We start from the raw sequence: 13,703 nt of genomic DNA, 5'->3' as shown, positions 1-13,703 counted from the left end.
GGCTGGGGTCGCGCTCTGGGCGCGCGGAGGAATACGCGCTCTCCGCGCCGAGTCATGGGCGCGGCCCCGCATGGAGTTGTTCGCGCAGCACAGGTCCGATCACCGCGAGGGATTGCGCCGTGGTCATCTCCGCGTGCGTGCATTCCACGTCGTGGGCGATCACCTTGCCGGTGACGTACTGCTGCCACGCGTCGGGGCGCCGGTCGGGCGCGGCGCGGTTCACCGGATCGGTGGCGGCAGCGAAGAACAGGAGATCGCCGTCGAAAACACCGGGCCGGAATCCGTTGGCCTGAACTGTGCCGTCGGCATAGCCGGCGTACAGCCGTTCCAGATGTTCGAGGGTGAGCGCCGCGAACGGTCCCGGCCGGGACCGCAGGATTTCGGCGGCCTCGGCAAGGGTCGGTTCGGCACCGTCGACGACGAGTTCACCACCGAATTCGCCGAGGATCTCGGCCACCGACGGCATCGCATGCTCGGCCAGATCATCGGAGAGCCGGTAGCTGTCCAGCAGCGTCAGCGAACCGACTTCCTCCCCGGCCGCCTGCAACCGGACGGCGATCTCGTGTGCGATCAGACCGCCCAGGGACCAACCGAGCAATTGGTAGGGACCGTGCGGCTGCACCTCCCGGATCCGGTTCAGATAATGCTCGGCGACCTCGGCGATCGACCCGAAACCGGGTTCACCCGCCGCCTGCGGCGCCTGCAGCCCGTACACCGGCTGATCGGCGGGGAGTTCGGCGAGCAGCCCGGCATAGCACCAGGACAGGCCGATGGCCGGATGCACACAGAACAGCGGGGTTCGACCCGATTCCGTAGCCGGGCGCAGGGGCAGTATCGGCGCGAGGGCGAGATCCATCGCGTCGCCCGCGGTGCCGTCGCCGAGTCGCGCGGCGAGCGCGGCCGGGGTGGACTCACCGAACAGCAACTGCATCGGCAGTTCGAGGCCGGCCTCGCGCGCCTGGGCGACGACCTTGGTGGCGAGCAGGGAATTACCGCCCAATTCGAAGAATCCGTCGCCCGCGCCGACCCGTTCGACCCCGAGCACATCCGCGAATATCTCGCACAAGGCCGCCTCGATCGGATCGGCCGGTGCCCGGTACCCCTCGACGGCGCCGAAAACCGGCTCGGGCAGGGCAGCCCGGTCGAGTTTGCCCACCGGGGTGAGCGGCAGCCGGTCGATCAGCATGATCGACTGCGGGACCATGTAGTTGGGGACCAGTTCGGACAGGTGCGCGGTCAGTTCGGCCGCGGTGGTGCCCGGGGCGGCCTTCACATACGACACCAGAGCGGTGGCCCCCGCCGGAGTGTGATGCCCCGCGGTGTGGGTGAACTCCACCGCCGGATGCCGGCTCAGCGCGGCGTCGATTTCGCCGAGTTCGATCCGGAATCCACGGATCTTCACCTGGTGATCCGTCCGGCCGACGTACTCGATATCGCCGGGACGGCCGTCGGTGCCGGTGCGGACCCGCACCAAGTCGCCGGTGCGGTACATCCGTTCGCCCGGCTTTCCGAACGGATTGGCCACGAACCGCTGCGCGGTGAGCCCGGGGCGATCGTGGTAGCCGCGGGCGAGCGCGCCACCCGCCAGATACAACTCGCCGGTGACCCCGAGGGGCACCGGCCGCAGCCGGGAATCGAGCACCGCCGCGGCCACCCCGCGGATCGGTTCGCCGATCGGGATCGGGCCGCCCGGTACCAGGGGCGGCGACATCACCGTGACGATGGTGGTCTCGGTGGGACCGTAGACGTTGTGCAGATCGCGGCCCGGCGCCCAACGCGCGACCACCTCCGCCGGCAGCGCTTCACCACCGACCAGCACATGCTGGAAATCGGTGATACCCGCCGGGTCCACTGTGGCCAGCGCGGCCGTAGTGATGAAGGCGTGGGTGATCCGTTCGGCGATCAAGACCCTGGCCAGCTCCGTCCCGCCGACCACACCGGGCGGTGTGAGCACCAGGGTCGCGGCCCCGCCCAGGGCGAACAGCAGATCCAGCATGGCGGCATCGAAACTCGGCGTCGCGAAATGCAGGATGCGGCTACCGGGCCGGACATCGAATCGGTGCGCGGTTTCCGCCGCGAAGTTCGACAGCCCGCGATGGGTGACGACCACGCCCTTCGGCGTACCGGTGGATCCGGAGGTGTAGATGACGTAGGCCGGATTGTCCATCCGCAGCGGCCCGTTCCGATCCACATCGGCGAGCGGGGCGCTCGACGCGTGCAGCACCTCCTCCCGGACTCCCGGATCGTCGAGGGCCAGCCAGCTCACCTCACCTCCCAGCTGCGACCGGTATTCGGCGAGGGTGAGCCCGAGTGCGGCACCGGAATCGGCGAGCATATGGCTGATCCGGGCGGCCGGATAGCCCGGATCGACCGGGACGAAGGCGGCACCTGTCTTGGTGACGGCGAGAACCGTCGCCACCGATTCCACAGTTCGCGGAATACCGAGTGCTACAAGAGTTTCCGGTCCCACACCGTAGCCGACGAGGACCCGGGCCAGCCGGTTGCTCCAGCGATCGAGCGCGTCGTAGGTGATCTCGACACCCGCACCGGCCAAGGCCACCGCGCGCCGGTCGGCCGACGCCGCCGCGGCGAAGACCTCGGGCAGTGTCGCCGGAGTATCCGCATCGGCCCGGCGCAGCGGGGCCAGCGCCGAACATTCCTCGGGTTCCAGCAACTCCAGCTCGCCGACGACCACATCCGGGTCGGCGGCGATCGCGCCGAGCAGCCGCACCAGCCGCCGCCCCAGCCGCGCAGCGGTCGGGGCGTCGAACAGATCGGCGCTGTAGTTCACCGCGACAGCGATCCCGTCGGGCGCGCGGTCCACATCACGGTGTTCGGTCAGCGTGAACTGCAGATCGAATTTCGCGATACCGGTATCGATATCCATCGCCTCGATACTCAATCCGGGCAGTTCCAGTGCCCGGACGGGTTCGTCGCGGACCGAGAGCATCACCTGGAACAGCGGGTGGTGCGATTGGGATCGCACCGGGTTGAGGACTTCGACGAGCCGTTCGAAGGGCAGTTCCGCATGCGCGAACGCATCGAGATCGGTATCCCGCACGGTGCCGAGAAGCTCGGTGAACCGGTCGCCGGGGTCGACCGGGGTCCGCAGGACCAGAGTATTGACGAACATACCGATCATCCGGTCGAGTTCGGGGTGACCGCGTCCCGCCACCGGCGTACCGACGGCGATATCGTCCACTCCGGTCAGCCGGTGCAGCAGTACCGCCAGCGCCGTATGCAACACCATGAACACGCTGACGTTGTGGCGGGCCGCCAGCTCCCGCAGGCCGCGATGGGCCCGGGCGTCGAGCCGTTCCTCCACGGTGCCGCCGCGGTAGGAGGGAACGGGCGGCCGGGGCCGGTCGGCCGGGACCGCGAGAAGTTCGGGCAGCCCATCGAGGGTTTTTCGCCAGTAGTCGAGCCTGCCGCGGATCATCGACTGCGGATCGTCCTCGTCGCCGAGCAGTTCCCGCTGCCACAGGGTGTAGTCGATGTACTGCAGTTGCTCGGTATCGGTTCGCGGATCGGCGCCGAGCCGTATCGCCCGATAGGCCGCGGCCACACCGGCGGCCAGCGGCTCCAGCGACCAGCCGTCCATCGCGATGTGATGAACGACCAGCACCAGAACGTGATCATCTGGTCCGACTTCGAAAACCCCTGCACGCAATGGTATTTCGGTGGCCAGATCGAAACCGGGTGCGATGAAACCGCCGATGGCGGCATGCGGATCGCCGGTTTCCGCCGCCGGGGCGTGCAGGACGACCGCCGCGTCGGCGAGCGGACGCACCATCTGGACCGGCTCCCCGTCGACCTCCGGGAACACCGTGCGCAGGGTTTCGTGCTGTTGCTGCACCGTATGCAGCGCGGTCGCCAGCGCGTCACGATCCAGCGGGCCGCGCAACCGCAGCACCACGGGAACGTTGTAGGCGCCCGGGGTCGAGGCCGGGTCGCCACCGCCGAACCGGTTGAGGAACCACAGCCGGTGCTGGGCCGGTGACAGCGGAATCCGCGCCGGCCGCTCCCGGCGCACCAGGGCGGGCCCGATATCCCCGGCGTTCTCGCCGTCGAGGCGGGCCGCCAGCTCGGCGACAGTCGGGGCCGCGAACACCGTGCGCACCGCCAGGCGGACTCCGGTGGCCGCTTCCAGACGCCCGACCAGCTGGGTCGCCAGCAGGGAATTCCCGCCGATATCGAAGAAACTGTCGCCCGTATCGGTGACCGAGGCATCCACCAGCTCACCCATCACCTGGGCGACCAGGCGTTCGGTGGCGGTATGTGGCGCGCGTCCCGGCGAGCCCGGCGCCGGCGCCTGTGGTTCGGGTAGGGCGGCGATATCGAGCTTCCCGACCGGGGTCAGCGGAATCTCGTCCAGCACAGTGAACGATGTCGGCACCATATGCCGGGGAAGTCGCTGTGCCAGATGCTCACGCAACTCCTCTGGTTCGGGCCGGCGGTCCGGATCGGCGGGATGCACATAGGCGATCAGCCGGTCCATCCCGGCGAGCGGACGCACCTCGGTGTGGGCGAAATGTACGGCCGGATGGGCGGCCAGCGCCCCGGTGATCTCGCCGAGTTCGATCCGGAACCCACGCATCTTCACCTGGTTGTCACTGCGACCCAGATACCGCAGATCACCATCCACGGTCCAGCGGACCACATCGCCCGTGCGGTACATCCGGGCACCGGCGGGGCCGTACGGGTCGGCGACGAAGCGGGCCGCGGTGAGCCCGAAACGTTCGTGATAGCCCCGCGCCAGTCCGGGCCCGCCGAGGTAGAGCTCGCCGGGGACGCCGGTGGGTACCGGCCGCAGGCGTTCGTCGAGAACCACGGCCCGGACTCCGCGGATCAAGGAGCCCAGCCCGGCGGGACGGTCCACGGCCACCGGTGTCACCGAGACGACCACAGTGGTCTCGGTGGGGCCGTAGGCATTGAACATCCGCCGGCCGGGCGCCCACCGCGCGACCAATTCCGGACCGAGATGTTCACCGCCGACCATCAGGCCGCGCAGCCGGGGCAACGGCCAGCGGGCCGGGTCGATGGTGGCAAGGGCAGCCGGGGTGATGAAGGTGTGCGTGACTTCGGCGCGGGTCATGAGCTCGGCCAGTTCGTCCCCGCCGTACACCTCGGGTGGCACGATCACCATGGCCGCGCCGGCACCTACCGCGAGCAGCAGGTCCAGTACCGCCGCGTCGAAACTCGGCGACGAGAAATGCAGCGTGCGCGCGCCCGGGTTGACGGCCAGCCGATCACGGAACTCGTCGGCGAGATCGGCGACCGCCCCGTGGGTCGCGGTCACCCCCTTGGGTTTACCCGTGGACCCGGAGGTGTAGATCAGATACGCCGGATCGGTGATCCGCAGCGGCCGCACCCGGTCGGCGTCGGTGACCGGTTCGGCCGAAAGCCCGGTTTCGCGCCGCCCGGCGGGAGTGTCGAGCAGCAGCCAGTCGATATGGTCGCCACCGGCGGCGCGCAGTGCCTCCGCATGCCCGGTACGGCTGATCCCGACCCGGCAGCCGGAATCGGTGAGCATATGAGCCACCCGTTCGACGGGATAGTTCGGGTCCACCGGAACGAACGCAGCGCCCGATTTCGCGATCGCCAGCATCGCTGTCACCGAATGCGCGGATCGCGTCAGCCCGAGCGCGACCCGGTCTCCCGTGCCCAGGCCACGCTGGATCAGCGCGCGTGCCAGCCGGTTGGCCCGGCGGTCCAGTTCCGCGTAGGTGAGTGTGCTGTCCTCGGAAAACAGTGCCGGACGGGGGCCGTGCGCGAGCACGGTGGCGGCGAACAGTCCGGCCAGGGTCCGGGGGATCCCTGGCGCCGGACCGCGTGCGGGACTCAGGGTGCGTCGCTCGGTCTCGGTGCGCGTATCGATATCGCCGACCGGTACGCCCGGATGCGCGGCGACTGTGGCGAGTACCCGCAGGAACCGGTCGGCCAGAGTCTGCACCGTCGCGCCGTCGAACAATTCGTCGGCATAGACGAACTCGAGGTCACCGTCGCCGAGATCGCCGGCGCGCAACTCGAGGTCGAACTTCGCGCGGGCGATATCCAGCGCGGCCGCCTCCACCGTGAGCCCCGGCAGTTCCAATGCCGGCACCGGTGTGTCCTGCACGGTGAGCGCCACCTGGAACAGCGGATGCCGGCCGGTGGCACGCGGATCGTTCCCCAGGGCCGAGACGACCTGTTCGAACGGGATATCGGCATGGGCGAGGGCGGCGAGTTCGGTATCGCGATCGGCCCGCAGGAGCTCGGTGAACGCCCGAGCCGGGTCGACATCGGAACGCAGCACCAGAGTGTTGACGAACATGCCGACCAAATCGTCGAGCCGGCGATCGGACCGCCCGGCGACCGGTGTGCCGATCGCGATATCGCGGCCGCCGGTGACCGCGCGCAACAGCACCGCCAGCGCCGACCGCAGCAGCATGAACGGGCTCACCCCCTGGGCGCGGGCCAGTTCCGCGAGCGCCTGCCGCACCGGCACCGGAATACTGCGGCGAACGGTGCCCGCGGTCTGGTGCGGCGTCGCCGGCCGGGGCCGGTCGTAGGGCAGCGGCAGTTCCTCGGGCAGCCCGGCGAGCTGATCGCGCCAGTAGCCGAGTTGCCGGGAGGTGAGACTGTCCGGATCGGTACCGGCACCGAGATGCTCGCGCTGCCACAGCCCGAAATCGGCGTACTGCACCGTGAGCGGGGTCCACTCGGGAGCGCCGCCCGCGCACCGGGCCTGGTAGGCGAGGGCGAGATCGCGGATGAGGGGGGCCATCGACCAGCCGTCCGCGGCGATGTGGTGTACCACCACACCGAGCCGGTACCGGTTCGCGCCGATACCCAGCAGGGCGGCCCGCAACGGGGTTCCGGTGGTGAGATCGTAACCGGTGGTTGCCATTTCGTGCAGTACGGCATCGGCGCCGGCGGGGTCGGTTTCGCGGAGTTCCAGGGCGGGCAGGGCCCACACCGCGGGCAGGATCCGCTGCTGGGCACCATCACCGTCATCGGGATAAACGGTGCGCAGGACCTCGTGCCGTTCGACGATATCGCCCAGCGCGGCGCGCAACGCGGGGACGTCCAGGACACCGTCGATATCGAGAACGAAGGCGATGTTGTAGGCGCTGGATTCCGGCGCGAACCTGTTCAGGAACCACAGGCGCTGCTGCGGCAGCGACAGCGGGAGGCGCTCCGGCCGCGGATCGTAGGCGGCCAGTGCGACCCGGGCCGACGCCGGGGTCCGAACCACCTGCTCGGCCAGGGCGGCCACGGTCGGAGCCTCGAAGACGATCCGGACCGGGAGGTCCACACCGAAGCGGTCGTACAGTCCGCCGACCAGGCGGGTCGCGAGCAGGGAATTACCACCGAGGTCGAAGAATCCGTCCTCGGCCCCGATGACGTCGCGTCCCAGCACCTCGGCGAATACCTCCGCCACCCGCCGTTCGGTATCGGTCGCCGGTGGGCGGGAGGTGGCTGTCGCGCTGACGAATTCGGGTTCCGGGAGCGCCTTGCGGTCGAGCTTTCCCGAGGGGGCCGTCGGAAATTCCGGCAGAACGGTGATGGCGTCGGGAACCATATAGCCGGGCAGCCGGCCGCGGACCGTGGCCCGCACCGCGGCCGGGTCGAGGGCGGAATCGCCGACGATATAGGCGGCCAGGCGCTGCCGGGCCTGCGCGTCGGTGTGCACGACCGTCAGCGCCCGCCGGACCCCGGGGTGCGTCCGCAGCACATGGTCGATCTCGGACAGTTCGATCCGGAACCCGCGCAGTTTCACCTGATCGTCGGCTCGGCCCAGGAACCGCAGCCGGCCCGCCCGGTCGGCCACGACCAGATCGCCGGTGCGGTACATCCGCTCCCCGCGCCGGCCGTAGGGGTTGGCGGAGAACCGGGCGGCGGTCAGTGCGTGCCGCCCGTGATACCCCCGGGCCAGCCCCGGCCCCGACAGGTACAGCTCGCCGGGAGTACCGGGAGGTACGGGACGCAACCGCGAGTCCAGAACGAACAGTCGCATACCGCGTACCGGATGGCCGAGCGGTACCGCACGACCGGCACGCATCGGCCCGGACATGGTGGCGGCCACGGTGGCCTCGGACGGGCCGTACATATTGTGCATGCGGTAGCGGTCCGCCCAGGTCGCCACCAGATCGGGTCCGCAGGCCTCGCCGCCGACCATAACCGTGTGCAACCGGTCCAGGCCGGCCGGATCGACAGTGGCGAGCGCCGCCGGGGTGATGAACGCATGGCTGACGCGTTCGACACGCAGGAAGGTGGCGAGTTCGCTGCCGCCGTAGATCTCCGGCGGCGCGATGACCACTGTCGCGCCGCAGGCGAAGCCCAGCAGCAATTCGAGTACCGAGGCGTCGAAACTCGGCGACGAGAAATGCAGCGTACGCGCGGCCGGAGTTACGCCGAACAGGTAACGCTGTTCGGCGGCGAACGAGGCCAGCCCGGCATGGGTGACGACAACGGCCTTCGGAGTGCCGGTGGAGCCGGAGGTATAGATGAGGTAGGCGGGGTGGGTGGTATGCAGCGTCCGGATCCGGTCGGCGTCGGTGACGGGCGCGGACGATGCTGCCGCGCAGGCCGTTTCGAATCCCGGATCACCCAGGACGAGCCAGGTCCGGACGGCGCTCGGGCGTTCGGCCACCACCGCGAGCTGATCCGGACCGGTGATCCCGAGCCGCGCACCGGAATCGGTGAGCATATGCGCGATTCGATCCCCGGGGTACCCGGGATCGACCGGGAGGTAGGCCGCACCGGACTTGGCCACCGCCCAGATCGCGGTGATCATGTCCAGACCGCGCGGCAAGGCGAGCGCGACCACCGTTTCCGGACCGGCGCCCCGCTCGATCAGCAACCGCGCCAGCCGGTTCGCCCGCTCGTCCAGTTCCCGGTAGCTGGTATCGCGCCCGCGGTAGCGCACCGCGATACCGTCCGGATCGCGCACCGCGGACCGGCCGAGGAGTTCGGACAGGGAGACCGGCGGTTCCGCGGGCCCCCCGGCCAGGGGCACCAGATTCGCGTATTCGCGCCGCTCCAGGACCTCGATATCGCCGACCGGCCGGCGCGGAGCCCCTACCGCGGCATCCAGCACCGTGACGAACCGGCGCGCCACCGCCACAATCGTGCGCTCATCGAAAACATCGGTGGCATAGCCGAACTCGGCATGCAGTTCACCACCGGAGTTGTCATCGTGCACCTCGAGCTGGAGATCGAATTTCGCGATATCGGCGTCCAGCGCGAGAACCTCGGTCCGCACTCCCGGCAGATCCAGTTCCAGTTCACCGGCGTTGTCGTAGGTCAGCATCACCTGGAACAGCGGATGGCGCGCACCGGAGCGTTCCGGGTTCACCACCTCGACGAGCCGTTCGAACGGTACATCGGCATTGGCGAAGGCGTTGAGGTCGGTTTCCCGGACGATATCGAGCATCCGGTCGAAATCGGCGGTGGGATCCACCTCGGTGCGCAGGACCAATGTGTTGACGAACATCCCGACCAGCTCGTCCAGCGCGGGATCGGTACGACCCGCGATCGGGGTGCCGATCACGATATCGGTGCTACCGCAGATCCGGGACAGCAGCGTCGCCAGCGCGGCGTGTACCACCATGAACATGCTCGCGCCGCGGGACGCCGCCAGTTCGGCCGCGGCGCGGCGGGTATCGGCCGGGATGGTGAAGGTGTATCGCCCGCCCTGTGTGGAGCGCTGTGCGGGGCGCGGCCGATCGAGCGGGAGGTCGAGCTGATCGGGCAGGCCGGCGAGTTCGGCCCGCCAATGGGTGATCTGGCGGCTGAGCGCGCTCGCCGGATCGGATTCCTCGCCGAGCAGCTCACGCTGCCAGAGGGCGAAATCGGCGTACTGCACCGGCAGCGGTGTCCACTCGGGCGCCCGGCCCGCCGTGCGCGCGGTCACCGCGTCGGTCAGGTCGCGGACCAGCGGCGCCACCGACCATCCGTCACCGCAGATATGGTGCAGCACCAGAACCAGGACATGGGAGTCGGTATCGGTGGCGTACAGCGCGATCCGGAACGGGAATTCGGTCCGCAGATCGAACGGCCGGGATACGAATTCGGCGGCCTGCCCGGCGACCTCGGCGGCGGGTACCCGCACCGGGTCGAGCGATACGGGAACCTCGGCCACCGGATGCACGAGTTGCTGCGGGCCCGCCCCGAGATCCGGGAACGTTGTGCGCAGGCTTTCGTGCCGCTCCAGCACATCACGCAGCCCGGCCCGCAGTGCGCCGATATCCAGGTTGCCGTCCACCTGCACGGCCAGCGGCATATTGTAGGCGGCGGCGTGTTCGGCGAACCGGTTCAGGATCCACAGGCGCTGCTGTGCGGGAGAGAGCGGGATCCGCTCGGGCCGCGCGACCGGAACCAATTGCGGGGAGGTGAGATCCGGTTCGTGCACGGTGAATCGTGCGGTGAGCGCGGCGATACTGCCGGCCTCGAACAGATCGCGAATCGTCAGGGCAGTGCCGAGCGCGGTATTGATCCGCGCGACGGCACGGGCCGCGACCAGCGAATTGCCGCCCAGTTCGAAGAACCCGTCCTCGATACCGACCTCGGGCACACCGAGTAGTTCGGCGAAGATCGCGGCCAGCACCTCTTCGACCTCGGTGCGCGGCGCCGTCCGCCCCCGGTCACCGGTGGGGACGGGAGCGGGCAAGGCGGCCCGATCGATTTTGCCGTTGCTGTTCAGTGGTAGTTCCGGCAGCACGGTGACCGTGGCGGGAACCATATATCCCGGCAGCGAACGCGCCAGCCGGGCCCGCAACTCCACCGTATCGAGTCCGGCCTCACCGCGAACGACCACATAGGCAGCGAGCTGATCACCCGCGGGGGTGGCGTGGGCGATACAGACCGCCCGGGCGATCCGCTCGTCCGCCAGCATCGCCGACTCGATCTCGCCGAGCTCGATCCGCAGACCGCGGATCTTCACCTGGAAATCGGTGCGTCCGAGATATTCCAGGACGCCCTGCCGGGCGGTGCCGCCGTCGATCTGCCAGCGGGCCAGATCGCCCGTGCGATACATCCGCATCCCGGGGGTGAACGGGTCGGCGACGAACCGTTCGGCGGTCAGCGGCGCCTGTCCGAAATAGCCGCGGGCCAGCTGCACACCCGACAGATACAGTTCGCCTACCGCGCCGGGCGGCACCGGTCGCAGCGCGTCGTCCAGAACGTATGTCCGGGTATTCCAGACCGGTGCGCCGATCGGTACGGTGGCCGGATCCGGCGGGCACTCCCAATAGGTCACATCCACCGCGGCCTCGGTGGGCCCGTACAGGTTGTGCAGTTGCGGGGCCGGCAGTGCGGTGCGGAAAGCACGGACAGTCGCGGGCGGCAGCGCCTCACCACTGCAGAAGACCCGGCGCAGCGAAACACAATCGCCCACTTCGGTATCGGTGACGAACACCGAGAGCATGGACGGAACGAAATGCGCGGTGGTGACGCCTTCCTCCCGGATGAGCCGGGCGAGGTAGGCCGGATCACGATGGCCTTCCGGACGCGCCACCAGCAGCCGCGCCCCGGTCTGCAAGGGCCAGAAGAACTCCCAGACCGAGACGTCGAAGGTCGCCGGGGTCTTCTGCAACACCGTATCGGTGTGGTCGAGCCGGTATTCGTGCTGCATCCAGCGCAACCGGTTCACGATCGCCCGGTGGGTGACACCGACGCCCTTCGGTGTTCCGGTCGAACCCGAGGTGAACAGCAGATAGGCGAGATGGTCGGCACGCAGCGGGGCGATCCGGTCGGTATCGGTGACCGGCGCCGGGTCCAGGGCGGACAGCTCCACCGTATCGACGGCCAGGGCCGCGGCATTACCCGGCAGTTCGAGTTCGTCTCGCGCGGCGACCAGAAGCGCGACGGGCCCGACCCGGCCGACGATCTGCTCCAACCGCCGCACCGGGTGGTCCGGATCCAGTGGGAGATAGGCGGCACCGGTTTTGATCACGGCATAGATCGCGACCACCAGGTCGAGGCTGCGGCGCAGGCACAGCGCCACCACCCGCTCCGGGCCGGCGCCTTCGGCGATCAGCAGACGGGCCAGCTGGTTGGCGCGGGCATCGAGTTCCCGGTACGTCAGCGTCGCACCTTCGTAGCTCAGTGCCACCGCATCGGGGCACTGTTGCGCCCGGTCGGCGAAAATACTTGCCAGTGTGCCGGATTCGACCGCGGTGGCGGTGTCGTTCCAGGTGTGCAGGACCTGGCGGTGTTCGGCCTCGGTCAGTGTGGGCACATCCCGGACGAGGGTGTCGGCATCGGTGGTCAGGAAACGGTCCAGGAAATCCAGGAAGCGCCGGTGGTGTATCCGGAGCTCGTTCTCGCTGTAGAGCTGCGGGTTGGCCTCGAAATCCAGGTGGTTCCGGCCGCCGTCGCCGTCACCGTTGTAGAGATTCACCGAGAGATCTTCGACGGGGCCGGTGGCCAGGACATGGACGGATACGTCGAGGCCGGCGAACCGCAGCGGCCGGTTGAACAGCATGATGTTGATCATCGGGCCGAAGAAGCCGCGGGTGTCCCGGTCGTATCCGCAGTCGCGGCGAATATCGTCGTGACGGTAGCGCTGATGCCGCAGCGCACCGGTGATCTGGCGGGAGACGGCACTCACGACGTCGTCGATGGTGGTTCCGGCGTCGAACCGGATCCGCAGTGGCACCACATTCGACACCACGCCCGCGGATCGGCGCAGCGAGACCGTGGTACGCGCGGATACCGGCAGGCTCAGTACGACATCGTTCTCCCCGGTCATCGACCGGACGTAACAAGCCATGGCCGCGGCGAAGAGCACCGGATTCGACGTGTCCGATTGTCCCGCGGCCGCGGCGACGGCGGCCTCGGTGGCATCGCTCAGGGTGGCGGTCGACAGCCGGCGACCCGCGACCGCCGTGGTCGGCACGTTGGCCACCGAGGACAGGCTGACAACCTCTCCGACACCGTCGAGGATTTCGCGCCAGTACGTACGATCTCCCGCGCAGCGTGCCGAATTCCGGTATTCGGTCTCGCCCGCGTACAACTCGGCCAGCGGTGTGGCGCGCGATACCGAGGGTTCCCGTTCCTCGACGTAGGCGGTGTAGATCTCGGCTGTGCGGACCAGTCCGTTCATCGCGGCATAGCCGTCGATAACGATGTGGTGGACCCTCGAGTACCAGATGTAATCGCGCTCGCCCGTGCGCAGTACAGCGTTGAAGACCAGCGGATCGTGGTCGAAATCGGTCGGTGTCCGGGCGTCTTCGTGCATCCAGCGCAGTGCCGCGGCATGTGGATCGGCCTCGTGGCGCAGATCCAGCCGGGCCCAGCCCGGACGCTGGGTGGGATCGACTACCTGGTGGGGAACTCCGTCTATCTGCACAATGCGCTGCAGCCCCACCTCCGTCTCGACACCGAAGCGTTCGATCGCGTACAGCAGCAGACCCGAGTCCAGATCACCGTGGAACTCCACGTACTCGGCGATGATGAGAGGAATTTCCGGCTGAATCCGCTGGGCGTACCACATCGCGGTCTGCGCCGGTGTAAGCGGAAAGGCTTCGGCCGAAATCTCTGCCGACGAACCGCTCTCGACCCCGGTGGCCGACGATCTCATCAATCACTCCGTTCTACAGCTAGACACTCCCCGAACAGCCCACGGCCGACCGATACCGGTCGTGGGGTGTGATTCACGACTGGTTATTCGGAGCATCACCATGAATGGATTGGCATTCGAAACCGAATGGTTATCT

Annotated in this window: 1 protein-coding gene; it reads right to left on the bottom strand. The window is 68.8% G+C overall.

Translation table 11 applies throughout. From position 1 onward, the window contains the following. Positions 1–52 precede the first annotated feature (52 nt). Positions 53–13,567, bottom strand: a complete 13,515-nt coding sequence (locus ABZ827_RS02185; protein WP_357231564.1) for an amino acid adenylation domain-containing protein — start codon at positions 13,565–13,567, stop codon at positions 53–55. Between the last annotated feature and the right edge of the window lie 136 nt (positions 13,568–13,703).

It is taken from the genome of Nocardia sp. NPDC019395 (assembly GCF_040632335.1).
Taxonomy (GTDB): Bacteria; Actinomycetota; Actinomycetes; order Mycobacteriales; family Mycobacteriaceae; genus Nocardia.
The sequence above is the reverse complement of the archived record's forward strand: the minus strand, read 5'-3'. Positions and strand labels throughout refer to the sequence as shown.